Below are 25,588 nucleotides of genomic sequence, written 5' to 3' on the forward strand. Positions count from 1 at the left end.
CTGTGGTAAAACGCCACACGGCCATCTCGGTGGCCGTAACGTTCTCAGGGCGGGGTGAAAGTCCCCACCGGCGGTAATGGCGCGCAACGCGCCTAGCCCGCGAGCGCTTGCCGGACCGGCCACCGCCGGACGACAAGGTCAGCAGATCCGGTGCGATTCCGGGGCCGACGGTCATAGTCCGGATAAAGAGAGAACGGGATTGCCTGCCTGGGCGTACCGCGTGCGCCCGCAAGATCCCCTTCGATCCAAAAAGCCCTGTTTTTCACGAAACAGGAGTTCGTCATATGTCTTCATCTTGGAATACCCGCGCTATGGCATGCAGGCCGCTCGGCGTCGCGCCGGCCGGGCTGCGCGCCTGTGCGGCGGAAAAACGGGAGGTCGCATGTTCACCGGCATAATCGAGTCGATCGGCAGTATCCGCGCGATGACGCCCAAGGGCGGCGACCTGCGGGTCTACATCGCCACCGGCAAGCTCGACCTGGGCGATGTCAAGCTCGGCGACAGCATCGCGGTCAACGGCGTCTGCCTCACCGCGGTGGAACTGCCCGGCGATGGCTTCTGGGCCGACGTCAGCCGCGAGAGCCTGGCGCGCACCGCCTTCCAGCACCTGAAGGTGGGTAGCCGGGTGAACCTGGAAAAGGCCCTGACGCCGACCACCCGCCTCGGCGGGCACCTGGTCAGCGGCCACGTCGACGGCGTTGGCGAGGTGCTCAAGCGCGAGGAGAATGCCCGCGCCATCCAGTTCACCGTACGCGCCCCGCGCGAACTGGCCAGGTACATCGCGCACAAGGGCTCGATCACCGTCGACGGCACCAGCCTCACGGTGAACGCGGTGAACGGCGCGGAGTTCGAGCTGACCATCGTCCCGCATACGCTCAGCGAAACCATCATGGCCGAGTACCAGCCCGGACGCCGGGTCAACCTCGAGGTCGACCTGCTGGCCCGTTACCTGGAGCGCCTGCTGCTTGGCGACAAGGCCGCCGAGCCCAGCGCCTCCGGCATCAGCGAAGCGTTTCTCGCCGAGAACGGTTTTCTCAAGTAACCCACGAATTGCACAAGGGGGTGCCCATGGCACTCAACACGATCGACGAACTGATCGAAGACATCCGCCAAGGCAAGATGGTCATCCTGATGGATGACGAGGACCGCGAGAACGAAGGCGACGTGATCATGGCCGCCGAATGCGTCCGCACCGAAGACATCAACTTCATGGTCAAGCATGCCCGCGGCCTGGTCTGCATGCCGATGACCCGCGAGCGTTGCGAGCGCCTCGGCCTGCCGCTGATGGTGCAGCGCAACGGCTCCGGCTTCGGCACCAAGTTCACTGTCTCCATCGAGGCCGCCGAGGGCGTCACCACCGGCATCTCCGCCGCGGACCGCGCCCGCACCGTGCAGGCTGCGGCGGCGAAGAACGCGGTGGCCGCCGACATCGTCAGCCCCGGCCACATCTTCCCGCTGATGGCCCAGCCGGGCGGTACCCTGGCTCGCGCCGGGCACACCGAAGCGGCCTGCGACCTGGCGCGGATGGCCGGGTTCGAGCCGTCCGGGGTGATCTGCGAGGTGATGAACGACGACGGCAGCATGGCCCGCCGGCCCGAGCTGGAGGCGTTCGCCGCCGAGCACGGGATCAAGATCGGCACCATCGCCGACCTGATCCACTATCGGCTGATCCACGAGCGCACCGTGGAGCGCATCGCCGAGCAGCCGCTGGACAGCGAACTGGGGCACTTCAACCTGATCACCTACCGCGACTCGGTGGAGGGCGACGTGCACCTGGCGCTGACCCTCGGCAAGGTCTGCGCGGAAGAGCCGACCCTGGTCCGCGTGCACAACATGGACCCGCTGCGCGACCTGCTGCAGGTCAACCAGCCGGGCCGCTGGAGCCTGCGCGCGGCGATGAGCAAGGTCGCCGAGGCGGGCAGCGGCGTGGTGCTGCTGCTCGGCCACCAGATCGGCGGCGACGACCTGCTCGCGCACGTCCGCGAGATCGCTTCGGCGCCGGCCCCGGCGCCCAAGGCCACCACCACCTACAGCACCGTGGGTGCCGGCTCGCAGATCCTGCGCGACCTCGGCGTGCGCAAGATGCGCCTGCTGAGCGCGCCGATGCGCTTCAATGCGATATCCGGTTTCGACCTGGAAGTTGTAGAATACCTGCCCGCCGAATAAGGCCTGTCCCGCCCGCCGCGTGCAAGATCGCGGCGGGCGCTATGCTGGACGGACCTTTCGACCCTTTTCGCTCGGGGCGCAACGGCGCCCCGGCTCTTTAACAGATGAGACCTGCTCATGACCCTGAAGACCATCGAAGGTACCTTCATTGCTCCCAAAGGCCGCTACGCCCTGGTGGTCGGCCGCTTCAACAGCTTCGTCGTGGAAAGCCTGGTCAGCGGCGCCGTCGACGCCCTGGTCCGCCACGGCGTGGCTGAAAGCGAGATCACCATCATCCGCGCCCCGGGCGCCTTCGAGATCCCGCTGGTGACCCAGAAGGTCGCCCAGCAGGGCGGCTTCGACGCCATCATCGCCCTCGGCGCGGTGATCCGTGGCGGCACCCCGCACTTCGAATACGTGGCCGGCGAGTGCACCAAGGGCCTGGCCCAGGTGTCCCTACAGTTCGGCATCCCGGTCGCCTTCGGCGTCCTCACCGTCGACTCCATCGAGCAGGCCATCGAGCGCTCCGGCACCAAGGCCGGCAACAAGGGCGCGGAAGCAGCGCTGTCGGCCCTGGAAATGGTCAGCCTGCTGGCGCAGTTGGAGGCCAAGTGAGCAATCAAGACAGCGGCAGCCCGGCAGCCAAGCCGCCCAAAGGCAAGACCGCCGCTCGCCGCAAGGCCCGCAGCCTGGCCGTCCAGGCCCTGTATTCCTGGCAGATCGCCGGCCAGCCCCTGCACGAGATCGAGGCGCAGTTCCGTACCGACAACGACTTCTCCGAGGTCGACGGCGCCTACTTCCACGAGATCCTGCACGGCGTGCCGCGGCAGAAGAGCGAGCTGGACTCCACCTTCGAGCCCTGCCTGGACCGCCCGCTGGCCGAGATCGACCCGGTCGAGCTGGCCATCCTGCGGCTGTCCACCTACGAGCTGCGCAACCGCATCGACGTGCCCTACAAGGTGGTGATCAACGAGGGTATCGAGTTGGCCAAGACCTTCGGCGCCACCGACGGCCACAAGTTCGTCAACGGCGTGCTCGACAAGCTGGCGCCGCGCCTGCGCGCCGCCGAGCTGCGCGGCGGCAAGCGCTGATCCCGCGCCGGCGGCGTCATGGGTGAGTTCGAGCTGATCCGCCGCTTCTTCGCCGCGGCCGCCTGCGCGGCGCAGGCGGAGGGTGTGGCCCTCGGCATCGGCGACGACTGCGCCCTGCTGGCGCCGCCAGCCGGCGAACAGCTGGCGGTCTCCACCGATACCCTGGTGGAAGGCGTGCATTTCCCCGCCGGTTGCGACCCTTTCCTTCTTGCCCAGCGCGCCCTGGCGGTGTCCGCCAGCGACCTGGCAGCGATGGGCGCCGCGCCCCTGGCCTTCACCCTGGCCCTGACCCTGCCGCAGGCCGACGCCGAGTGGCTGCAGGGCTTCGCCCGCGGCCTCGACGCCATGGCCCGGCAATGTGGCCTGGTCCTGGTCGGCGGCGACACCACGCGCGGCCCGCTGAGCATGACCCTGACCGTGTTCGGCAGGGTGCCGGCCGGCCAGGCGCTGACCCGCGCCGGTGCGCGCCCGGGCGACCTGCTCTGCGTCGGTGGCCCGCTCGGCGAGGCTGGAGCGGCGCTGGAACTGGTGCTGGAGCGAAGATCGGCGCCCGCCGAGGTGGCCGAGCCCCTGCTGGCGCGCTACTGGACGCCGGCCCCGCAATTCGAGCTGGGCCTCGCCCTGCGCGGCAAGGCCAGCGCCGCCCTGGACATCTCCGACGGGCTGCTCGCCGACTGCGGACATATCGCCCGCGCTTCCGGCGTCGCCCTGCTGGTCGAATGCCAGCGCTTGCCGGCGAGCGCCGCGTTGAGCGGCCTGCTCGCCGGCGAGGAAGCCTTGCGCCAGCAACTGGCCGCCGGCGACGACTATGTGCTGGCCTTCACCCTGCCGCCCGCGCACCTCGACGAGATTCGCGCCGCCTGGCCGGCCATGGCGGTCATCGGCCGGGTCGAGGTGGGGCAGGGGGTGCACCTGCTCGACGCCAGCGGAAAGGAACTCACGCCGGCCGCGGCCGGCTACCAACATTTCGGAACCCAACGTGACTGAGCATCCTGATCAGGCGCCGGCGCAGCCGGTGCCGCCGTCGGTCTGGCGCAATCCCTGGCATTTCCTCGCCTTCGGCTTCGGCTCCGGTACCCTGCCCAAGGCGCCGGGTACCTGGGGTTCGCTGGTGGCCATCCCGTTCATCCCGCTGTGGCAGATGCTGCCGGACTGGGGCTACTGGCTGATGCTGGGAGTCACCATGCTGTTCGGCTTCTGGCTGTGCGGCAAGGTCGCCGACGACCTGCGCGTGCATGACCACGAGGGCATCGTCTGGGACGAGATGGTCGGCATGTGGATAACCCTCTGGCTGGTTCCGGAGGGCTGGTGGTGGCTGCTGGTCGGCTTCGTCGTGTTCCGCATCGTCGATATCCTCAAGCCCTGGCCGATCAGCTGGGTTGACCGCAACGTGCACGGTGGCGTCGGCATCATGCTCGACGACGTCCTGGCCGGGGTATTCGCCTGGCTGGTCATGCAGGGTCTAGTCTGGGGATGGGTACACTGGCTGGTCTGAGGCCTCCCATGCGTCTGCTCGTCCTGTTCTGCTGCCTGTGGCTGTTGTCCGCTGTCGCGTCTGCCGCGTCCGCTCCCGGCGAGATCCGCGTGGTCAGCGAAACCTGGACGCGCTACACCCAGGAGGATGGTCGCGGGGTCGCCTGGGACTTGCTGCGCGCGGTCTACGAGCCGGCCGGGGTGCGCCTGCGCATCGCCAACGAGCCCTATACACGGGCGGTCGGCCTGGTCCTGCGTGGCGAGGCCGACGCCTGGGTCGGCGCCTACCGCGGGGAAGTCGACGAAGCGCTCTACCCTCGCTGGCCCTATGACGTCGATCCGATCGCCGTGCTTTCCCTGAGGGACAACCCACCGCCGCCACTCGAAGGCCTGAGCCGGTTCCGCCTGGCCTGGATGCGCGGCTACGCCTTCGCCCGCTATATCCCACTGGCCCCGCACAGCGAGGTGCAGCGCCGCACCTCGGTGCTGCCGATGCTGCTCAACCACCGGGTCGACTACTTCATCGATTCACGTCCGGAACTGGAAGAAATGCTCGCCGGAGCCGGAGCGCTGGCGGCTGAGTACCGCATCACCGACGTCACCCGGCTGCCGTTGTATCTTGGCTTCTCCGATACCCCCAGGGGCCGCGAGCTGCTGGCGCTGTTCGACCGGCGCATGCGGCGGCTGCACGCCAGCGGCGAGCTGGAACGCATCTTCGCCCGCTGGAACTGGCCCTACGCGCCGTTGCAGGCGATCCTGCCACCCAAGGAGTGATTCCATGCCGCGCCTGTGCGTCGCCCTGTTTTCCAGCATTCTCGCGCTGCCCTCGCTGGCTGCGCCCCAGGTGTTCGTGGTCGGCCTGTTTCCTGGCGCTGCGGTGCTCAACGTCGACGGCCAGCGCAAGCTGGTCAGGGTCGGCCAGACCGGCCCGCAGGGCGTCCAGGTGGTCAGCGCCGACAGTCGCAAGGCGGTGCTGCGGGTCGATGGCGTCGAACGCACCTACGAGTTGAGCCGCGAGTACAACGAGGCCGGCTACTCGACGCCGCAGCGGCAGGCCTTCAGCATCGCCCGAGGTACCGGCGGGCACTACTGGGTGGCGGGGTCGGTGAACGGGCAGAACATGCAGTTCCTGGTGGATACCGGCGCCACCAGCATTGCCATGAACGAGAACGAGGCGCGCCGCCTGGGCATCGACTACCGGGTGGCCGGCAAGCCGATGGTCGCCTCCACCGCCAGTGGCACCTCGCGCGGCTGGCGGGTGACCCTGGACCGGGTGAAGATCGGCGGCATCGAAGTGCTGGGCGTCGAGGCGGCGGTGATCGAAGGCGATCATCCGACCGAAGCCCTGCTCGGCATGAGCTTCCTCAACCGGGTGCGTTGGCGTGAGGAGCAGGGGATGCTGCTTATCGAGGCCAAGCATTGAACGCCGGTCGTTCATAACCCGGGGTTCTATCCATCGTCCATCTCGATAGGTATTTGCGGCATTTCGAACTGACCGGGCGCCGGACGCTGCTGGTACAATGGCGGACTTCCGTTTCCCTAGGAGTTCCCCGGTGTCCGTCGTGTTCGTCGCCGCCTCCAAACTGCCGACTCCCTTCGGCGAATTCACCATGCACGGCTTCCTCGACGAGGAGAGTGGCAAGGAGCATGTGGCCCTGACCATGGGCGACATCGCCGATGGCGCGCCGGTGCTCGGCCGCCTGCATTCCGAATGCCTGACCGGCGACGCGCTGTTCAGCCTGCGCTGCGATTGCGGTTTCCAGCTGGAAGGCGCGCTCGCCGCGATCGCCGAGGAAGGCCGCGGCGTGCTCCTCTACCTGCGCCAGGAAGGCCGCGGCATCGGCCTGCTGAACAAGATCCGCGCCTACGAGTTGCAGGATGGCGGCGCCGACACCGTCGAGGCGAACCTGCAACTGGGCTTCGGCGCCGACCAGCGCGACTACGCCATGTGCCAGCCGATGCTCGCGCACCTGGGCGTTTCCTCCCTGCGCCTGATGACCAACAATCCGCGCAAGGTCAAGGCGCTGGAAAGCTATGCCGTCACCGTGGCCGAGCGCGTGCCGCTGCAGAAGGGCCTGAACAAGCACAACAGGCGCTACCTGGCGACCAAGGCCGGCAAGCTCGGCCACATGCTCGGCAGCCTGCACCAGGGCGAGGCGGAAACCACGTGAGTCGCCAGCAAGCCCGCGGCGCGCTGGGACGCGCCTGGTGGTCGCAGCTGGCGTTGGCGCTGTTGCCGCTGATCCTGGTCGAGTTCTTCCTCGGCGCACTGCAACCCCTTCCCCATGGCCTGGCGATGCCGTTGTTCATCGCCGCGCTGCTGTCGATGTTCGTCAACCTGCCGCTGTTCGGTGCCTACAAGCGTGGCCTCATCGCCACCCAGAAAGCGCTGGATACGCCGGAGGAAGCCGCCGCCTGGAGCAGCCTGGCCCAGGTGCGCCGCAAGGCCCTGCTGGGCGCCAGCCTGCCGGCCTGGGTCGCCGTGCCGGGCATGTTCGCCGGGCTCAACGGCGTTGCGCTGATCCTGCTCGGGATCACCAGCCTGGTGCTGTTCTGGCTCTACCGTATTCCGCGTCAACTGGGCTGATGCGTTCGTTCTGGCTGCTCGCCTGCCTGCTCCTCAGCCTTTCCGCCGGGGCGGCGCAGCGGGTGGTCAGCCTGGCGCCTTCGTTGACCGATAGCGTGCTCGAACTCGGCGCCGCGGGCCGCCTGGTCGGCGTGCTGGACGGCGGCGAACGGCCGGCGGCGATCCGGGACCTGCCTTCCGTCGGCCGCTACGGCCAGGTCAACCTCGAACGCCTGCTCGAACTGCAACCCGATCTGATCCTGGTCTGGCCGGGCAGCGTGCCCGAGGCGCAGTTGCAGCGCCTGCGCGATTTCGGCATCTCCCTCTTCATCGCCGAACCGCACAACCTCGACGAACTGGCTCGGCAACTGGCTTCGCTGGGCGAGGCATTGGGCGAGGCCGAGGCCGGCCAGCGGTTGTCGGCCAGGTTCCGCGAAGGCATGCGGCGCCTGGCCGAGCGCTACCGGCGGGACAAGCCGCTGAAGGTGTTCTACCAGGTCTGGGACCGGCCGCTGTACACCATCGGCGGACGCCAGGTGATCAGCGATGCGCTGCGCGTCTGCGGCGCCGAGAACCTGTTCGACGATCTGCCGCAACCGGCGCCGCAGGTCAGCATCGAAGCGGTGCTGGCGCGCGATCCAGCGGTCATCGTCGCCGGCAGCCACGCCCAGCTGGAACTCTGGCGTCAGTGGCCGGCGCTGGCGGCGACGCGGCGCGGACAGCTGTACCGGATCGAAGACAAGAACCTCGAACGGCCGAGCTTCGCCATGCTGGCGGCGACCGAGAAGCTCTGCCGCTCGCTCGCCGGGGCGCGCTGAGTGCTGCCGGTATCGCGCTGTACCGGCGGATGACGCCGGTGGCGTTGTCGCTGCCACGCGGTGCGTGTCGGCATGGCGGTGTATCGGCGGATAACGCCGGTGGCGTTATTCGCCCTACGGGCAATTGGGGGGAGGGCGAATAACCGCAACGCGGTTATCCGCCGTTGTCGCTGGGTTTGGCGCTACTGCCGGTCGAGGCGCTGGCGCACGGCTTTTTCGATGCCGGCGGCATCCAGGCCGCACTCGGCGAGCATCTCGCTGGGCTTGGCGTGCTCGACGTAGTAATCGGGCAGGCCCAGTTGCAGCAGCGGGACTTCGAGGCCCTCGCGGGCGAGGAACTCGCCGACCGCCGAGCCGGCGCCGCCCATCACCGCGTTTTCCTCGATGCTCACCAGCAGTTCGTGGCTGCCCGCCAGTTCGCGCACCAGGGCTTCGTCGAGGGGTTTGACGAAACGCATGTCGGCGACCGTGGCGTCGAGCCCTTCGGCGACCTTCATCGCCTCCGCCAGTTGCACGCCGAAGACTAGCAGGGCGACCTTGCCGCCACGGCGGCGGACCACGCCCTTGCCGATCTCCACCGGCTGCAGGTCGGGATCGATCGGGTGGTTGGGGCCGCTGCCGCGCGGATAGCGCACCGCGGCCGGGCCGTCGAACAGGTAGCCGGTGGTGAGCAGCTTGCGCAGCTCGTCCTCGTCGCTGGGGGTCATCACCAGCATGCCGGGGATGCAGCGCAGGTAGGAGATGTCGAAGCTGCCGGCGTGGGTCGGTCCGTCCTCGCCGACCAGGCCGGCGCGGTCGATGGCGAAGAGCACGTCGAGGTGCTGCACGGCGACGTCATGGATCAGTTGGTCGTAGGCGCGCTGGAGGAAGGTCGAGTAGATCGCCACCACCGGCTTCATGCCCTCGCAGGCCATGCCGGCGGCCAGGGTCACGGCGTGCTGCTCGGCGATGGCGACGTCGAAGTAGCGTTCCGGGTAGCGTTCGCTGAAGGCCACCAGGTCGGAGCCTTCCTTCATCGCCGGGGTGATGCCGAGCAGGCGCGCGTCCTGGGCGGCCATGTCGCACAGCCACTGGCCGAAGACGCTGGAGTACTTCGGGCCACCGGTCTTCTTCGGCGCGCTGCCGGGGGCTTCCAGCTTGGTGATCGCGTGGTAGCCGATGGGGTCCAGCTCGGCCGGGGCGAAGCCCTTGCCTTTCTTGGTCACCACGTGAAGGAACTGCGGACCCTTCATGTCGCGCATGTTGCGCAGGGTGGCGACCAGGGTCGGCAGGTCGTGGCCGTCGATCGGGCCGATGTAGTTCCAGCCGAGTTCCTCGAACAGGGTGCCGGGGACCAGCATGCCCTTGGCGTATTCCTCGGTGCGGCGGGCGATCTCCCAGGCCCCGGGCAGGCGCGAGAGGACCTTCTTGCTGCCCTCGCGCATGCTGCTGTAGGTGCGGCTGGAGAGGATCTTCGCCAGGTAGTTGGAGAGTCCGCCGACATTGTGCGAGATCGACATGTCGTTGTCGTTGAGGATCACCAGCATGTCGGCGTCGACTTCCGAGGCATGGTTGAGCGCCTCGAAGGCCATGCCGGCGGTCAGCGCGCCGTCGCCGATCACCGCCACCGACTTGCGCTCCTTGCCCTGCAGGCGGGCGGCGATGGCCATGCCGAGGGCGGCGCTGATGGAGGTGCTGGAATGACCGACGCCGAAGGTGTCGTATTCGCTCTCGGCGCGACGCGGGAAGGCGGCCAGGCCGTCCTTCTGGCGCAGGGTGCCCATCAGCTCGCGGCGCTCGGTGAGGATCTTGTGCGGATAGGCCTGGTGGCCGACGTCCCAGACCAGGCGGTCGTCCGGAGTGTCGAAGACGTAGTGCAGGGCGATGGTCAGTTCGACCACGCCGAGGCCGGCGCCGAAGTGACCGCCGGTCTGGCCGACGGTATACAGCAGGTACTGGCGCAGCTCGTCGGCCAGGGTTTCCAGGTCCGCCTCGCCCAGCCGGCGCAGCTCGGCCGGCGAAGAGGCGCGGTCGAGCAGGGGCGTGGCGGGGCGCTCGCGGGGAATCTCATGGAGCGTCTTGGGCATCAGGCTGTCGTTATGCAATCCGGAGAGGGCAGCAGTTTACCTGATGCACCGGCCACGCCCAAGCAAGGCAACCCCTACCTTTGCCGGGGTCTTGCGACGACCCGTCGGTCAGTTGCGCCGCTCGACGATATAGCGGGCCAGCTGGCGCAGCGGGTCGGCGCTCGCCGGGAAGCCTTCGAGGGCCGCCAGGGCCTGGTCGCGCAGCTCCAGGGCATAGGCCTTGGCGGCCTCCAGGCCGAGCAGGGCGGGGTAGGTGGGCTTGTTGTGCGCCTGGTCCTTGCCCTGGGTCTTGCCGAGGGTCGCGGTGTCGCTTTCCACGTCGAGGATGTCGTCCTGTACCTGGAAGGCCAGGCCGATCGCCTGGGCGTAGCGCTCCAGGGCGGCCAGGGTGGCGGCCTCGGCGCGGCCGCTGGCGAGGGCGCCGAGGCGCACGCTGGCTTCGATCAGAGCGCCGGTCTTGTGCCGGTGCATGACCTCCAGGGCCGCCTGGTCGAGCGCCACGCCGACCGAGCCGAGGTCGATCGCCTGGCCTCCGACCATGCCGGCGGAACCGGCGGCGCGGGCCAGGTGGGTGAGCATTTCCAGACAGACGGTAGGTTCCTGCGGATTGCGCCGGCCGTCGGCGAGCACTTCGAAGGCCAGCGCCTGCAGCCCGTCGGCGGCGAGGATCGCGGTGGCTTCGTCGAAGGCCCGGTGGGTGGTCGGCTGGCCGCGGCGCAGGTCGTCGTCATCCATCGCCGGCAGGTCGTCGTGGACCAGCGAGTAGGCATGGATCAGCTCCACCGCGCAGGCCGCGGCGTCGGCACGCTGGGCCTCGCCTTGAAGGGCTTCGCAGGCGGCGTAGGCGAGCAGCGGGCGGACCCGCTTGCCGCCGTTCATGACGCTGTAGCGCATCGCCTGGTAGAGGCGATGCAGCTCTTCGCGAGGGGCGACGAACAGGGCGTCCAGGGCGCCGTCGACGCGCGCCTGGCAGCGCGCCTGGTACGCCGCGATCATGCCTCGTCGCCTTCCGTGTCGAACGGCGCTTCGCTGAGTTCGCCGTCGCGCTCGAGAAGGATCTGCACCTTCTGCTCGGCCTGGCTCAGCGAGGCCTGGCATTCGCGGGTCAGGCGGATACCCTGCTCGAAGGCGCCCAGCGACTCTTCCAGCGACAGCTCGCCGCTTTCCAGGCGTTCCACCAGGGTTTGCAGCTCGGTGAGGGACTGTTCGAAATCGAGGGTTTTCTTGCGGGCCATCGGGGGAGTCTCGGCGAGGTGTTCAAAACCCCGCGACACTAGCAGAGGGGCGGGGGCCGGGCAAATCGGCGGAAGGTCGGGACAGCCGGTCGGGCGACCGTCGCGGCGAGCTTGGCTAAGGTGAAGGAGGGCGGATCGAGGAGGAACCGGCCAGCGATGCGAATCCAGGAAATCCACGAACGCAGCATTCCGCTATCCCGCTACGCCGGGGTGGCCGCCGCCGCGGGCGGGCTGAGCACCAGCCTGGTGGCGGTGCGCACCGATGTCGTGCGCGACGGCCGGCGAGTCGTCGGCTACGGCCACGCTTCGGTAGGGCGCTACGCCCAGGGCGGACTGATCCGCGAGCGTTTCGCCCCGCGCCTGCTGGCGGCCCCGGCAGACAACCTGCTCGGCGACGACGGCGGTATCGATCCGTTCCGCGCCTGGAGCGTGATGATGCGCGACGAGAAACCCGGCGGGCATGGCGAGCGCTGCGTGGCGGTGGGCGCCCTGGACATGGCGTTATGGGATGCCGCGGCCAAGGCCGCCGGGCTGCCGCTGCATCGCTTCCTGGCGCGACGCCTGGGGCTGGCGCAGGACTATCCGCGGTGCGTACCGGTCTACGCCAGCGGCGGCTACCCCTATCCGCACGACGACCTGGCGCGCCTGGAGGAGGAGCTGCGGCGCTTCGTCGATCTCGGCTACACCCACGCCAAGATCAAGATCGGCGCGGCCGGGCTGGACCGGGACCTGCGCCGTATCGACACGGCGTTGCGGGTTCTCGGCGACGCTTCGCGGCTGGCGGTCGACGCGATGAACCGCTACGACGCGGGGGGCGCCGTCGACGCAGCGAAAGCCCTGGCGCCGCTGGGGTTGTGGTGGTTCGAGGACATCTGCGATCCCCACGACTTTCCCACCCAGGCCGCGGTGGCGGCTTTCTACCCGGGGCCCATCGCTGCTGGCGAGGCCCTGTTCTCCCTGGCCGAGGCGCGCCTGCTCGATGCCTACGGCGGCCTGCGGCGGGAGCGTGACGTGCTGCTGTTCGACCCCGTGCATTGCTACGGTCTGCCGGGTTACCTGGCGATACTCGACGCGCTCTGCGTCCGTGGCTGGCCGCGCTCGGCCTTCCGTCCGCACGCCGGGCAACTGTTCAGCCTGCATCTGGTGGCGGCCCTGCGCCTGGGCTGGGCGGAGGCCAATCCGCTGGCTTTCCAGCCGCTCGACGGTCTCGCCGCCGCACAGCCGCTTGCCTCGGGGCTGGTCGAAGTGTCCGAGGCGCCGGGGATCGGTTTCGAACTCCAGCCCGCGCTCGGCGGGCTGTTCCGCGAACTGCTGGAGGCCTAGCCAGGAGTATCCAGCAGCCGGCGCGGGGGGCGTTCGATATCGTCGTGTCGTTCCGCTGGATCCTTCGGACGAGGTCCGGGGGCAGGGCTCGTGTTTCGACGAGCCCGCCAGGAGCCAGTGGGGAGCCGGACAAAGGCCGTTCACCGTTTTACCTCCCTTGACCAGAGGCACTGCGCCGGGATGCTCCGACAGCGCTGATGCATGGTGCAGGAAATCGGCGAAAAGATGGTTCTTTTGGTCACCCATGCGCTCGGCGACGATGGAGGTCAGCGATGGCTTTTCCGACTTCCTGGGGGTACAGACGTATGAAGGTTGCCTTGCTCGTTGCGTTGATGGAGTTCTTCAGCCTGTGGATAACACCTCCCGTGCTTGCAGAGAATGGGACGGAGCGGAGCGTGGACAAGCTGCACGAGCGGATGCGGGATTCCTCCCGGTCAGCCTGAGGTACGGCAGCCGGCTGCCAAGGACAGAGGCGGACCGTCGGTTTCCTTCCGCCGGCCGGCCGTTCCGATCAGGACGCTTCGCCGTCCTTTTCGATGAGCTGGCGCAATCTTCCGCAGAGCGGTTCGAGCTCGTTGCGGTCTATGTTCGAAACGCCCAGAAGCAGGCCGCTCCGGACCTCCTGTTTCAGGGAGCAGCACCACATGGAAAGGGGCGAAGGGGCGAGCCCCTGCGAATACGCCTGGCGAGCGATCTTCTGGTCGCTGGAGGAGGGCGGCAGCTTCAGGAGCAGGGCCAGCCCGGCCAGCTTCGTCGTCAGGCCAAGCCTTCCCAGTTCTGCCCGTAGCGCGTCGGCCCGCTGCGTATACAGGCGCTTCGTGCGGCGCAGGTGCCTCATGTAATGCCCTTCGCTCATGAAACGGGAGATCGTCATCTGCACTACCGGGTCGGGGGCGGGAGCCAGGCAGTTCGCGGCAATGGCGAAGCGTTCCAGAAGCGTGAGGGGGGCGACGATGAAGCCCAGCCGCAAGGTCGGGCCGATGGTCTTGCTGAACGAGCCGATATGGATGACGCGTCCCGAGCGATCCAGGGAGGCCAGGGCCGGAGCGGCACGGCGTTTCAGCTGCAATTCTCCCAGGTAGTCGTCCTCGATTATCCAGGCCCCAACCTGTTCCGCCCATTCCAGCAAGCCCATGCGCCGATCCAGCGACAGCGTCGCCCCGGTGGGGGCCTGTTGGCTGGGGGTGGTGAGCACGAGGGTGGCGTCCGGCGCCTGACGGATGCCCTGCTCGACATCCAGTCCGTGGTCATCCACGGGGACCGGTATCAGGTTGAATCCCGAGAGCGTCAGCGCTTTCCGGCTGGGAGGAAAGCCGGGGTCTTCCACCCAGGCCTCGCGTTTCTCCAGCCGAAGCGTCTGGAGCGCCAGGCCTAGTGCCCCGCTGAAGCCTGTGGTGACGATGATCTGCTCCGGAAGGCACTCTATCCCTCGTGCAAGCGCCAGGTGAACGGCGATTTCGCGGCGCAGGTCGGATTCTCCCAGGGCGGAAGGATAGAGTGCCGGTTCCCGTGCCTTGGCCCTGGCCGCCTTGGCTTGCAGGCGAGCCAGCAACGCGGTCGGCAGGCAATCCATGCCGGGCACGCCCATGCGGAAGACGATCGGGCAGGAGGGGCTTGCATCGAAGGCCGGGTACATCAGGGAATGCCTGCCTGCGCCGTCGAACGACGGGTTCCTGGCCTGCCGGCAGGGTTGCGAGGCGACCCGGGTTCCTCCGGCTCCCAGCGGTACGACCAGTTGGGCGTCGGTCAGCCGGTCATAGGCGGCCTTGACGGTTCCCCTGGAGACGCCTAGCTGAGTGGCGAGGTCTATCCAGGAGGGCAGTCGCATGCCGGGGGTCAGCACGCCGTTGCGGATGGCAGCTGCGATTCCGGCGCGAATCTGTTCGCTCAGAGGGGTTCGATTGGAGCGGTCCAGGTGAAGCTTCAGTGCCATGGTGGCTCTTCTGTCAGGTGGAGACGAGAGAGTGTCCGGCGAGCGTAACGCTCCTGGCGCAGGGGTTCGACCGTCGATGGCCGCCGGGGATGGAGGACCTGCCGGCGCCACCGTCGGCAGGCGAGACGTGGCGGATCAATCCTGCGGAATGTCCCTGGCCAGTTTTGGCAGGCTGTCGGGTGTGAGCAGTTGCGGCAGGATCTCGGTCCTCCCGTCGGCGTGCTGCCAGAGATAGAAGGGAACTCCGGAATGCCCGTGGACGGTGATGAAACGGCTGATCTGCGGATCGCCGTCGGTCCAGTCGCCGATCATCGTCACCACCCCGGCTTTGCTGAAGGCTTGCCGGGTGTCCTGGCGGTCGATCGCTACGCGTTCGTTGACCTTGCAGGTCAGGCACCAGTCCGCGGTGAAGTAGAGGAACACCGGTCGGCCTTCGGCTTGCAGGGCTGCCAGGCGCGCCTGGTCGAATGGCTCTCCGGCCAATTTGGCAGAGCGCTCGGTTTTTTCCATGTTGGACGGCAACAGGCCGATACACCCCAGGGCCAGCAGCATGGCCAGGAGAGCCGGCCACCAGCGCAGGCGCAGCAGGGTCTGTTGGCGCAGGCCGGTGAACCACAGGCCCAGGCCCAGCAGTAGCGCCGCGGCGATGCCCAGGACAGCGCCATCGACACCTGTCTGGCGTCCCAGCACCCAGACCAGCCAAACCGCGCTGGCGAACAGCAGGATCGCGAGAACTCTTCGCAGCGTTTGCATCCAGGCGCCCGGCCGGGGTAGCCAGCCTTGCAGAACCGGAGCGAAGCTCAGGAGCAGAAACGGTAACGCCAGGCCGAATCCCAGGCCGGCGAATACCAGGAGACCGGCCAATGGCGGAAGGACCAGGGCGGCCCCCAGGGCACCGGCCATGAACGGCCCGGAGCAGGGAGTGCCGACGAAGGCGGCCAGCCCGCCGGTCCAGAATGCGCCCGCCGGACCATCCTGGCCCGCCAGCCTGGAGCCCGCGGATAGCGAACCCAGTTCGAAGAGCCCGGCCAGGTTAAGGCCCATGGCGCTGGTCAGCAGAATCAGCAGCAGGATCACCGCAGGATTCTGCAATTGGAAGGCCCAGCCAATCTCGCTTCCCAGCGCTCTCAGCGCCATCAGCACGGCGCCCAGCGCGAGGCAGACCAGTACCGCTCCGGCGGTGTAGGCCAGTGCTTCGTTGCGCGCTCCGTAGGCATCCGGATTGGCCTTGGCCAGACTGAGGACCTTCAGGCTGAGGATCGGGAACACACAAGGCATCACGTTGAGCAGCAGGCCGCCGAGTATCGCTCCCAGCAGGGCCAGGAGCGTCGTGCGCAGCTGCGGAGCGCTGTCGCCCACCGCCAGCCCCTGGCCCGCGGCAGGTACGCTACCTGGCCGGGCCTGTATCGCCAGCCCTGCGCCATTGCCGAGGCCGAGCACGCCGGAGAAGGCCGGCAGCTCGGTCACGTCATTGCCGGCCATTTCGACCACCAGCGTGTCGCCGTTGCGGGAGAAACGTTGTGCCGCGGCGTAGCCGAAGGCAGTGTCCGATAGCGGAAAGACATGGGGACTGGTGAGCTCGACTGTCGCCGGCAGCGGTATGCCGAGGCGAAACCGGCCGTTCCTGAATTCATACCGGGCCTCTGCGCGCAGCGGCCGTGGCAGGGCTCGACGCCAGCCATCGAAGCGGGCCTGTCGAGCAGGGTCGGGGGTGGCGGCGTCGCCGGGTGTGACGATGGTCTCGACGTCGGCACTTTCTGGAACGCAACTGCGCTCGGTACAGACCAGATAGCGCAGCCTGGCGCTGATCGGCAGAGGCTCTCCGGGCCTGGCATCGGCCGGTATCCGCAATGTCGCCAGCAGGGCGTAGGGACCTTCGTAGACATGGTTCATCAGACCCTGCATCAGCAGGGGCCGGGGAACGGGATACTGCAACTCGCCGATACTGGCGGCTTTCGGCAGCCGCCATTGCACGTCGTTGGGAAAGCCCGCATCGCCCGGCGTTTTCCAATAGCCATGCCAGCCTCGCTCGGGCTCCATCAGCAACGCCAGCGTCGTTCGCGTGCCTGGAGCCGGAGCAGCGTTCTCCAGCTCCAGCGTGACTTTCATGTGCCGTTCGCCGATAGGTGTGACAGGCGGCTCCGGTCGGCCCTGCGCTGCCAGCGAGCTGCCCTGGGCAAGTAAAACGAGCAGCGCGGCCAGGCCCAGGAAAAGCCTTCTATGTTGTCTCATCGAGCGGAAAGCTCCTCGATCGCCTGTTCCAGGTCGTTGTCGTCGGGACCCACGACGCGTTGCAGACGGCCCTGCGCATCGATCAGGGCGACCGCTGGGAAGCGATGGATGCCGAACAGGCGGAAGGCCTTGCCTTCGCTGTCTATGACGAAAGGCTGCTGCTGCCGGGTCTGCTGCCGGTAGTCCGCCAATGCCTGGGGGGATGTCCACAGGTGGGTCACGACGCCGCTCCAGCGAACGGCGCTGTTCGCCGACAGCCGGTCGAAGTCCTGGCGCAGACGCGCGCAACTGGCCGAGGTCCCGGGCTCCATTTCCTTCAGGTAATCCTCGCACCAGGTGGCGGTGAACAGGATGGCGTGTGGTTTGCCGGTGCCGTCGGCGCCCAAGGTGGAGGACGAACCGTCCGGCAGCGTAACGCTGATCTCGGGAATCTGCTCTCCTGGCTTCAGCGGCGCCAGCTGTCGCATCGGGTTGGTCTGTACCGGGCCGTTGGCGGTCGGACTGTCGAGTGCCTGCTGCAATGCGGAGTCCAGTTCCGCGCCGTCGCCCTGGCCGGAGAAAATCACCCGACCGTCACGTCCGATCACCAGGTGCACGGGCGTGCCCTGCATTTTCAGCCAGGCACTCAGGCTGCCGTCGTCGATCGCGATCGGCGTACGCAGATGGGTCCTGGCGGCAAATCCCGTGATCTTGCGCGCGTCGTCGCCGATGCCCGCATTCACGGCGACGATCTCCATGCGATCTCCCATCGCCTCGTAGATCTTGTCGAGCTTGGGCATCTGCGCGCGGCAGGGGATGCAGTAGGAGGCCCACATCTTCAGGTATACGGGTTTCTTTCCATAGATGTCGGCCAGGTCCACCGAGCCTCCTGTCAGAGACTGCAAGGTAATGGCCGGTGCGGGCTGGCCGATCAGGCGCTTGAGCTGCGGGTCTTCTTCCACTTCCGTGGCCGCGGCCTGTTCGGAACTGGGTTCGACGGTTGCGGCGGAGCTTCCACCTCTTTTGGTGGCGTCATCGGCATTGTCCTGGCAGGCGCACAACAGGAGGGCCAGCGAGAGGATTGGCAGGTACTTGGCAAGCATAGGGATGCGGTCCTGATAAAGGTGATGGGGAGGCGTCTTATCGATCCCCTCATGCGCGGCTGGTACGGCCTGGTTAACCTGCCCGGGTGATGGCTTGAAGAAAAGAACCAACTTTCTCGGTTTTTCCTGTACCAAGGAAACGAATGGATGCACGTCTTCATTACCGACGTTCGGAGCCGGCGGCAGGCGACGATGATGGATATCGTCGATGAAGGGGAGTGGGAACGACCTGCCAGGCCATGGCCGGAGGGGGGAAGCGAGCGAGGGTCCACCGGGAGAAGGCCGGGACAGAGGCATTAAAAAAGCCGGCTTGTGGCCGGCTTTTCTGGGGTGGGGTTGGCTTACTTCTGATAAGCCGCGCCTGCCTTAGGAATTCTGCATCGACGAGCCCGTGGCCCGTGGAGGAGGCGGTACTCTAGCAAACTCGGCGGGCCCTGCCCAGCGCGCTATTGCGCCGGGCATCGACCGGCGGCTGGCGGGGACGTTCAGCATTTGGGCGGCGAAGGCTTCGCCGGCTTGCGCTTCTTCACCGGCGACGCCTTGGGTGGGCTGGGCGCGGGGGCGGTGTCCGGCGCCAGGCCTTCGACCCGGTAGCGCCAGCCCTGGAGGGCGGCCACCTGGCCCTCGGCGAAGCCCTTGCTCTCGGACAGTTGCAGCCAGTACTGGCGGTCCAGCTCGAAGAGCTGGCCCTGCAGGACGCCACCGGCGAAGCTTTTCAGGGTGAAGGTGAGCAGCGGCTTCTGTCGCGTTTCGGCGGCCGGCGCGACATCCACCAGGGTGAGCGCGCTGAACAGCCGCGCGGCCTGTTCCGCTTCCGCCTCGTCCATCAGCCGCGGCCTGGAGGGAAACTGCTGCAGACGGATGCCGGCGTCCTGCTCGCTGCTGCGGGAGATGCTCAGCCGCATGCCGTTGCTGTAGGACAACGTCAGTTCACGCAGTTGCTCGAAGGGCAAGGCGGTGAGCTTTCGATCGAGCAGTGCCAGGTCGCCAAGGGGCAGGCCCACCGTGCGGTCGATCAGCCAGGCACGGGCGTCTTCGCCCTGCCTGACCAGTTGCCCGCCCTGCGGAGTGGGCTTGCCCAGCAACAGCACCAGGGGAGCGGCGTCGCCGCGCTCCAGGGTGATACGGCTGGCCTGGCCCTTGCCTTCGTCGGCGAGCCCCATGCGCTCGCGGTTTTCCGCAGAGGCGCTCTTTTCTTCCAGCAGGCGGGCGTCCGCCAGGGTCCGTAGCAGTTGCCGGATCGCCACGCCGGAAGCGGGATAGTCGGCACGGCTGGCGAGCTTCCAGACCTTGCCGTCGCGCCTGAGGCGAATCGGCGGCTTGCCGGGGGTGGCAATGCACAGTGCGGTTACCTGGTGCGGTTTCAGCTCCGGTAGCCAGGCGCGGCTGGCGGGCGCTTGCGCCGGAGGCTGCTGGCGCTCGTGCAACCAGCTGAAGGCGGCGGCGAGCAGGACGAGGGCGAGGGAAAGGCCCGCTACGGTTCGCAGGCGCATGTCAGGCGCTCCTTCGGCGCAGTCTGCGCCAGGTCCAGTGCAGCAGGAGAAGGAATGTGAGCAGCGCCGGCACCAGGACCGTGTTGACCAGTTTCACCTGCTCCGCCAGGCGGTCGATGTCGGCGTTCAGCTGGAACTGCAGCTGGCGCAGTTGCTGGCGGATGCGCAGCTTGTCGTCGACGAAACGCCGCAGGGTCGCTTCCATTTCCGGGGTGACGTCCTGTTCGGCGCCGTCCATCGACTGTTGCAGCTCCTGCAGGTTCTTCTCGGTATCGTTCAGGCTTTGCTGCAGGACGTTGAGCTGTTCCTGGACGCGCATCCCGGCTTCGCGACGCAACTCCTCCACGCGAGTGAAGGGACGGTTCGTATGGCCGCGCGAGCGCAGGTCGATCAACGCGTCCGATCCGGAGAGATAGTCGAGGGCGTTGCCGACGAACAGGTCGTTGTCCGCCCACACCCGCGGGCCGCCAGGCCCCGCCTGTTCCTGCAGCCAGAGTGGATCGCTCAGCAGGTCGCTGTCGGCGACCAGCAGGACATGGATGTTGGCACTCTCCGCCGGGCCGTCGGCCGGCTTTCCCGGCTCCGGCGCGAAGGCGCTCTTCGCCGGGCCTTCGAGCTTGGCGGCAAGCACGTAGCGCTCGCCGGTTGGGGCCAGGGCGGCGTTGAGTTCGTCGGTGGTGGACCGCTGGAAGCGCTCCAGCGACAGCGGCATGCTGCGCTCCGAGCTGTACATCAGCGGGATGAAGCGGGTGGACGCTTCGGCAAGGGGTTCGAGCAGGCCGGCGGTGGCGAGGTTGAGTCCTTCCAGCCCGGTGGTCAGGACGTTGTTCTGGGGGAACGAATGCCCGGGAAGGTGCAGCCAGGTCGGGTTGCGTTCCGGCCGCCGCTCGGCGTTCGGCCTGATCATGGCGAACGCGGCATCCGCCAGCAGGGTGTCCGGTCGCAGTTGGACGCCCCAGGCGCGCAGCAGGGGGGAGAGGTCGGAGCCCTTGTCGGCGGAAGGGTCGGCCAGGCTCAACGGATCGACGAAAGCCAGGAGCTTGCCGCCGCGCAGGACGAAGCGGTCGATGGCGCGCAGGGTCGGTTCGGACAACTGCCTGGGATGGACCAGCATCAATACCGAAATCTCGGCGGGAATTTCCGTGGTGGCCAGCCCCAGGGTACGGATGTCGAACTGCTGGTGGAGCTTGTCCATCATCGCCCACGGCCGGCTGCCCGGCTGGCTGTCGGTGGCGGCCTGGCCGTTCATGGGCAGGCTGCTCATCAGCCCCACGACGGTGCGTTCCCTCTCGGCGAGAGCCTGCACCAGGCGGCTCAGGTCATATTCGAGCAGCGGTTCCTCCTCCGGCGAGAAGAACGGAATCACCTGGATGCCGTCGGTGGCGTTGGTAGCCGCCAGGCCGAAGTAGATGCCTTCTTCGTTCGGGCCGAGGGGCAGGGCCTGCAGACCGAAGCGCGAGGCGCGGTCCTCGTCGTCGGAGAACGGCAGGGGATCGATCACGAACAGGCGGATCTTGCCGTGGCTGCGCTGTACATACAGGTCCAGCACTTCCTCGACACGGCGGGCGTAGTTGCGCAGGGCGACCAGGTCACCGGCGCGGCTTTTCGAAAAGAACAGGTAGAGGTTCAGCGGTTCGTCGAGCTGGTCGAGGATCTCCCGGGTGCCGTCGCTGAAGGTGTAGAGCTTCTGCTGCGTGAGGTCGACCTGCAGGTTGCGCAGCAGCAGGCCGGACAGGAGATTGAAGACGAGGAACAGCAGGCCGACCAGCAACAGGCCGGCGCCCGAGTACAGGGTTCGTTTCATGGTTGCTTCCTAGGCCGCCTTTTTCAGGTCGATGATGATGGTGGTGGCGGCCAGCCAGGCGACGATCAGGCTGAGGAAATAGGCCAGGTCGCGCAGGTCGAGCACGCCCCGGCCAAGCGCCTCGAAACGCACCAGCACGCTCAGCGAGGCAATTCCGTCGAGTAGCCATTGCGGCAGCCAGCCGGCGAGTGCCTGTTGCACATCGGCAGCGCCGCTGCCGACGAACAGCAGGCAGGTCAGGACGGTCAGGGCGAAGGCGATGATCTGGTTCTTCGCCAGTGCCGACATGCAGGAGCCGATGGCCAGGTAGCCGCCGGCCAGCAGCCAGCCGGCCAGGTAGCCGGCGACGATCGCGCCGTTGTCCGGGGAACCCAGGTAGTTGACCGTCAGCGGCATCGGGAAGGTCAGCAGCAAGGCCAGGCCGGAGAAGAACCAGGCCGCCAGGAACTTGCCGGCCACCACCGTGGCACCGGAGACCGGCAGGGTCATCAGCATCTCGATGGAGCCCGACTTGCGCTCCTCCGCCCACAGGCGCATGGACAGGGCGGGGATCAGCAACAGGTATAGCCACGGCAGGATCGAGAAGAACGGCACCAGGTCGGCCTGGCCGCGTTCGAAGAACTCCCCCTGGTAGAACGTCGTGAGGCCGGCGAGGACCAGGAAGATCAGGGTGAACACATAGGCGAGCGGCGTCGCGAAGTAGCTGCCCAGCTCGCGTCTGAAAATGGTGCCGATGGCGGTCATGCGAGGTTTTCCCGGGTCAGTTGGCGGAACACTTCTTCCAGTTGGCCGTGCTCGGTACGCAGGCCCGAGACCCGCCAGCCCTTGCCGTGGATCAGGTGGTTGAGTCCGGGCAGTATCTGCGTGCCGGGGCGGGCCAGGATGGTCAGGGTGCCGGCCCGGTCGGGCCGCCCTTCGATTCCGGCGACACCGGGGAGCATCGCGATCGCCAGGGGATCCACCGGTGCTTCGATGGTCAGGCTGACGGCATGGTGGTAGCGGCTGCGGGTCTTCAGTTCGCCCGGGGTGTTGTCGGCCAGCAGGCGGCCGCCGCTGATCACCAGGGCACGGCTGCACATGAAGGAGACTTCCTCGAGGATGTGAGTGGAAATCACCACGATCTTGCTTTCCGAGAGATTCTTCACCAGTTGCCGCACCTGGTGCTTCTGATTCGGGTCGAGGCCGTCGGTGGGTTCGTCGAGCAACAGCAGTTCGGGATCGTGGAGGATCGCCTGGGCCAGCCCTACGCGGCGCTTGAAGCCCTTGGACAGGGTCTCGATGACGCTCCGGCGCTCGCCATGCAGTTCCATGCACTGCATGGCGTGGTCGAGGCGGCGCCGTTTTTCCCGGCCGCTGTAGTTGCGGATGGAGGCGACGAAGGCGAGGAAGCCTTCGACGGTCATTTCGCCGTAGCTGGGGGCGTTTTCCGGGAGGTAGCCGATCAGCTTCTGCGCCTGGCGCGCCCTGTCCTGCATGTCGAAGCCGAAGATGCGAACGCTGCCGGCGCTCGGCGGGAGGAAGCCGGAAAGCATCTTCAGGGTGGTCGACTTGCCGGCTCCGTTGGGGCCGAGGAGGCCGACGATCTCCCCCCGGCCAATGCGGAAGCTCAGATCGTTCACTACCGTCCGGCCAGAAAAACGTTTGGTCAGTCTGTCTATGTCGATCATGGTTTCACTGCAGTGGTTGAACCGTTTGCCTTTTATGCGGAGGGGATCGCGTGAGCGCGGTAGATTACCGGGAGTTGCCGGTTAATTTTTTAGGCCCGCTCTTTTTGGGATTAGTTACTTGTACGCTTGGGAAACTTCCTACGAACTTTGCCCATGCATGAAAGTTGTTCCGGAGTTCGGCAGATAAAGCGGGTTAAACGTCGAATTCAATATCGCCGGATACCGTAGGCATGAAGGCATTCGAGTTGAGCGTCGAAGGCAGGCAAGGAGGGGCCTTGCCTGCCTGCAGCGGCATCGCACGGCGCGGCAATGGCTGGGCGGATGTCGCTCATGGTCCGCCAGGGGGCGAGTCAGCCTTCGCTTTTCAGCAGCGGCAGGCGAATCTCGAACGTGGTGCCTTGGCCGACCTGGCTTTCGCAGGTGATCCTGCCGCCGTGGCGGTCTATCACCGTCTTCACCATGGCCAGGCCCAGGCCCAGGCCGGCGCTGCCTTCGGCGGAGGCGAAGCGCTGGTACTGGCCGAACAGGCGCGGCAATTCCTCGGCGGCGATGCCCCGGCCCTGGTCGGCGATCCGGCAGGACAGCCAGTCGCCATCGAGGTGGATGCCAAGGCTGACGCGACTACCCGCCGGGCTGTACTTGACGGCGTTTTCCAGCAGGTTGAACAGCGCGCGGGTGAGCAGGCCGGGGTCGGCCCAGACCATCGGTTCCTGCTCGTCGTCCCAATCGCGGTGCAGCTCGATGTCCTTCTGCTGCGCCAGTGGCCAGAGCTGGTCGGCGGCGTCCATCGCCAGCATGGTGAACATGCACGCTTCGAAGCGGTAGGCGTCGGACTCGGCCTTGGCCAGTTGCACGAAGGCGTCGGTCAGGCCCAGGGCGCGGCGGACCTGCTGCTCGATCTGCCGGTAGACCCTCTGGCCCGCTTCGTCCTCGGCGCGGCGCACGTCGAGCAGGGCGAGGATCGCCGAGTGCGGCGCGCGCAGGTCGTGGGAGAGGAAGCGCAGCAGGGTGGCGCGCTGGCGCTCGGCGTCACGCTCGGCGCTCAGGTCGATCAGGCTGACCAGCCAGCCGATGGCGGTTTCGCTTTGCACCGGCAGCAGGCGCGCCAGTTCGACGCGCAGGTCGCGTTCGTGGCGGTCATGGAACTCCACCGCTTCGAGGCTCCCCAGTGGCGGAGGGTTGTCGCCGGCGAGACTCGGATGGCCGAGCTCGGCCAGGCGCTGGCGCAATTCGTCGCCGCGCAGGTCCCGGCCGAACAGTTCCCGGGCCTTGCGATTGGCCAGCAGGATCCCGCCTTCCGGATCGCAGATCAGCGTTGCCACCGGCAGCCCTTCCAGGCCATCGGCCATGAAGCGTCGGCTGTCGCGGGTGCGGCTGACCGCCTGTTCCAGGGCGGCGATGCGGTTCTGCAGGGGATCGTTGCCGGCGGCGGGCGCGCGGCTCCGTTCGGGAAGCACCTTGGGCTCCTGGTCGAGGCGCGCCAGCTCCCAGCCGAAATAGGCGAGCACCGCGTTCAGCCGGCGCCAGCTCCAGATCAGGTAGGCCAGCAGCAGGCCGACCAGGCTGGCCAGCGGCGACCACCACCAGCCGTTCAAAAGCAGGACCCAGGACAGGCCGAGGGCCAGCGCCGCGCAGGTCAGGGTGAGGAGCAAGGCGTGGCGCGAGCGGAACAGCATCAGGCCGAGCAGCAGGGCGACGCTGGCGGCGGAGAGCAGCGCGGCGAGCCAGGGTTGCAGGTCGACGCTGCTGCGCTGCTGCAGCAGGCCGTTGAGGATGTTCGCCTGGATTTCCACCCCCGGCGTGGTACCGAGGCTGGCCGAGAGCGGGGTGACGTAGCGATCGCCGAGGCCTGGCGCAGTGGCGCCGACCAGGACCAGGCGGTCGCGCAGCAGGGTGTCCGGCACTTCGCCGCGCAGCACGCTGACGTAGGGTACGCTGGGGAAGCCCGCGGCGGCGCTGATGAAGGGAATGCGGATCGCGTGGTCACGCTGCCAGCCGGGCAGGTTGCGCTTCGTGTCGAGCCCGGGCATCGGCGTTTCGCCGAGGCTGGCGAAGACCTGCCAGGCGAGCAGCGGGCGTGGCTGGCCGAGCGGCCCCTCGCGCAGGTAGACGCTGCGCACCGTGCCATCGCTGTCGGCCTCCACGTTGATATGGCCGATGCCGGCGGCGCAGCTCGCCAGCTGCGCCGCCGGCGGTATCTCCCGGGGCGGTTCGCCGTAGCGCGGGACGCTTTCGCGCAGCAGCGGCAGCAGCACGTTGCCGGCCCGGCACAGCGACTGCGCCAGTTGGCGGTCGTTGTCCGGATCGGCGGAGGGTTCGCTGAAGATCACGTCGAGCAGCACGCTGCGCGCGCCGGCGGCGCTCAGGCGCTCCAGCAGTTCGGCGTGGACGCTGCGTGGCCAGGGCCAGCGGCCGAGGCTTTCCAGGCTGCGATCGTCGATGGCGACGATGAGGATGCGCGGGTCGACCGCCAGGGGCGTGAGGTTGCGCAGGCGATCATAGAGCAGGTTGTTCAGTGGCAGCCCGGCGCTCAGCGAAAGCAGCGCGGTGAGCGGCAGGAGCACCAGGCTGACCAGCAGCCATTCGCGTACCAGGCCGCGGAACAACCGCTGCGCCTGGCTGGATTCGTCCCGCCGGGAAGGCGCAATCACCGCCGGGGC

At 67.7% G+C, this 25,588-nt stretch carries 23 protein-coding genes and 1 riboswitch; of the genes, 12 read left to right on the top strand and 11 right to left on the bottom strand.

From position 1 onward, the window contains the following. Positions 1-36: 36 nt before the first annotated feature. Positions 37-199, top strand: a riboswitch (FMN riboswitch). Positions 200-382: 183 nt separating this feature from the next. The 11 genes from PSPA7_RS04975 (at position 383) to PSPA7_RS05025 (ending at position 8,093) form a co-directional block, all read left to right on the top strand. Then, positions 383-1,042: a riboflavin synthase gene (locus PSPA7_RS04975; RefSeq protein WP_012074380.1), complete on the top strand. Its 660-nt coding sequence runs from the start codon at positions 383-385 to the stop codon at positions 1,040-1,042. 26 nt (positions 1,043-1,068) lie between these two features. Further along, positions 1,069-2,166, top strand: coding sequence for a bifunctional 3,4-dihydroxy-2-butanone-4-phosphate synthase/GTP cyclohydrolase II (gene ribBA, locus PSPA7_RS04980; protein ID WP_012074381.1), 1,098 nt, complete (start codon positions 1,069-1,071; stop codon positions 2,164-2,166). Positions 2,167-2,283: 117 nt separating this feature from the next. Continuing rightward, positions 2,284-2,760 (top strand): 6,7-dimethyl-8-ribityllumazine synthase, encoded by a 477-nt coding sequence (gene ribH, locus PSPA7_RS04985; protein ID WP_003093311.1) that lies wholly within the window; start codon positions 2,284-2,286, stop codon positions 2,758-2,760. Then, positions 2,757-3,236, top strand: a complete 480-nt coding sequence (nusB, locus tag PSPA7_RS04990; RefSeq protein WP_012074382.1) for a transcription antitermination factor NusB — start codon at positions 2,757-2,759, stop codon at positions 3,234-3,236. Before ribH ends, nusB begins: the two co-directional genes overlap by 4 nt. Positions 3,237-3,254: 18 nt before the next feature. Then, positions 3,255-4,223, top strand: coding sequence for a thiamine-phosphate kinase (gene thiL, locus PSPA7_RS04995; RefSeq protein ID WP_012074383.1), 969 nt, complete (start codon positions 3,255-3,257; stop codon positions 4,221-4,223). Continuing rightward, positions 4,216-4,731, top strand: coding sequence for a phosphatidylglycerophosphatase A family protein (locus PSPA7_RS05000; protein WP_012074384.1), 516 nt, complete (start codon positions 4,216-4,218; stop codon positions 4,729-4,731). The genes thiL and PSPA7_RS05000 overlap by 8 nt, the downstream gene beginning before the upstream one ends. Positions 4,732-4,739: 8 nt before the next feature. After that, entirely contained in the window at positions 4,740-5,483 is a 744-nt protein-coding gene (locus PSPA7_RS05005) for a substrate-binding periplasmic protein (protein ID WP_012074385.1), read from the top strand. A gap of 4 nt (positions 5,484-5,487) precedes the next feature. Further along, complete coding sequence (locus PSPA7_RS05010; protein WP_003155194.1) at positions 5,488-6,132, top strand: TIGR02281 family clan AA aspartic protease; 645 nt, start codon at positions 5,488-5,490, stop codon at positions 6,130-6,132. Between the two features lie 130 nt (positions 6,133-6,262). Then, entirely contained in the window at positions 6,263-6,880 is a 618-nt protein-coding gene (gene ribA / locus PSPA7_RS05015) for a GTP cyclohydrolase II (RefSeq protein WP_012074386.1), read from the top strand. Further along, positions 6,877-7,296 (top strand): hypothetical protein, encoded by a 420-nt coding sequence (locus PSPA7_RS05020; protein ID WP_012074387.1) that lies wholly within the window; start codon positions 6,877-6,879, stop codon positions 7,294-7,296. Before ribA ends, PSPA7_RS05020 begins: the two co-directional genes overlap by 4 nt. After that, the gene (locus PSPA7_RS05025) at positions 7,296-8,093 is read left to right on the top strand and encodes a cobalamin-binding protein (protein ID WP_012074388.1); all 798 of its coding nucleotides are present in this window, start codon (positions 7,296-7,298) and stop codon (positions 8,091-8,093) included. The genes PSPA7_RS05020 and PSPA7_RS05025 overlap by 1 nt, the downstream gene beginning before the upstream one ends. Positions 8,094-8,275: 182 nt before the next feature. On the opposite strand, the gene dxs is transcribed toward PSPA7_RS05025, so the two are convergent. The 3 genes from dxs to PSPA7_RS05040 form a co-directional block, all read right to left on the bottom strand. Further along, positions 8,276-10,159, bottom strand: a complete 1,884-nt coding sequence (dxs, locus tag PSPA7_RS05030) for a 1-deoxy-D-xylulose-5-phosphate synthase (protein WP_012074389.1) — start codon at positions 10,157-10,159, stop codon at positions 8,276-8,278. A gap of 108 nt (positions 10,160-10,267) precedes the next feature. Continuing rightward, positions 10,268-11,155, bottom strand: a complete 888-nt coding sequence (locus tag PSPA7_RS05035) for a polyprenyl synthetase family protein (protein ID WP_003155202.1) — start codon at positions 11,153-11,155, stop codon at positions 10,268-10,270. Beyond that, complete coding sequence (locus tag PSPA7_RS05040) at positions 11,152-11,394, bottom strand: exodeoxyribonuclease VII small subunit (protein ID WP_003155204.1); 243 nt, start codon at positions 11,392-11,394, stop codon at positions 11,152-11,154. The genes PSPA7_RS05035 and PSPA7_RS05040 overlap by 4 nt, the downstream gene beginning before the upstream one ends. Positions 11,395-11,550: 156 nt before the next feature. Between PSPA7_RS05040 and PSPA7_RS05045 the strand changes: the two genes are divergently transcribed. Continuing rightward, complete coding sequence (locus tag PSPA7_RS05045) at positions 11,551-12,717, top strand: enolase C-terminal domain-like protein (RefSeq protein ID WP_012074391.1); 1,167 nt, start codon at positions 11,551-11,553, stop codon at positions 12,715-12,717. Positions 12,718-13,228: 511 nt separating this feature from the next. Here the strand turns inward: PSPA7_RS05045 and pdxR are convergent. The 8 genes from pdxR to PSPA7_RS05085 all read right to left on the bottom strand — a co-directional run bounded on the left by pdxR (position 13,229) and on the right by PSPA7_RS05085 (position 25,579). Further along, entirely contained in the window at positions 13,229-14,650 is a 1,422-nt protein-coding gene (pdxR, locus tag PSPA7_RS05050) for a MocR-like pyridoxine biosynthesis transcription factor PdxR (RefSeq protein WP_012074392.1), read from the bottom strand. A 135-nt stretch (positions 14,651-14,785) separates the two neighbouring features. After that, on the bottom strand, positions 14,786-16,759 hold the full coding sequence (locus PSPA7_RS05055; protein ID WP_228380087.1) for a protein-disulfide reductase DsbD family protein: 1,974 nt from the start codon (positions 16,757-16,759) through the stop codon (positions 14,786-14,788). A gap of 119 nt (positions 16,760-16,878) precedes the next feature. Next, entirely contained in the window at positions 16,879-17,964 is a 1,086-nt protein-coding gene (locus PSPA7_RS05060; RefSeq protein WP_012074394.1) for a TlpA family protein disulfide reductase, read from the bottom strand. A gap of 485 nt (positions 17,965-18,449) precedes the next feature. After that, the gene (locus PSPA7_RS05065; RefSeq protein ID WP_012074395.1) at positions 18,450-19,457 is read right to left on the bottom strand and encodes a DUF4340 domain-containing protein; all 1,008 of its coding nucleotides are present in this window, start codon (positions 19,455-19,457) and stop codon (positions 18,450-18,452) included. Between the two features lies 1 nt (position 19,458). Continuing rightward, positions 19,459-21,261 (bottom strand): GldG family protein, encoded by a 1,803-nt coding sequence (locus PSPA7_RS05070; protein WP_012074396.1) that lies wholly within the window; start codon positions 21,259-21,261, stop codon positions 19,459-19,461. A 9-nt stretch (positions 21,262-21,270) separates the two neighbouring features. Then, a complete protein-coding gene (locus tag PSPA7_RS05075; RefSeq protein WP_012074397.1) occupies positions 21,271-22,005 on the bottom strand; it encodes an ABC transporter permease subunit in 735 nt (244 codons plus the stop codon). Beyond that, complete coding sequence (locus tag PSPA7_RS05080; RefSeq protein ID WP_012074398.1) at positions 22,002-22,928, bottom strand: ABC transporter ATP-binding protein; 927 nt, start codon at positions 22,926-22,928, stop codon at positions 22,002-22,004. The genes PSPA7_RS05075 and PSPA7_RS05080 overlap by 4 nt, the downstream gene beginning before the upstream one ends. 350 nt (positions 22,929-23,278) lie before the next feature. After that, a complete protein-coding gene (locus tag PSPA7_RS05085) occupies positions 23,279-25,579 on the bottom strand; it encodes a CHASE2 domain-containing protein (RefSeq protein WP_041025291.1) in 2,301 nt (766 codons plus the stop codon). Positions 25,580-25,588: the final 9 nt, after the last annotated feature.

This window comes from Pseudomonas paraeruginosa PA7, from assembly GCF_000017205.1.
GTDB lineage: Bacteria > Pseudomonadota > Gammaproteobacteria > Pseudomonadales > Pseudomonadaceae > Pseudomonas > Pseudomonas paraeruginosa.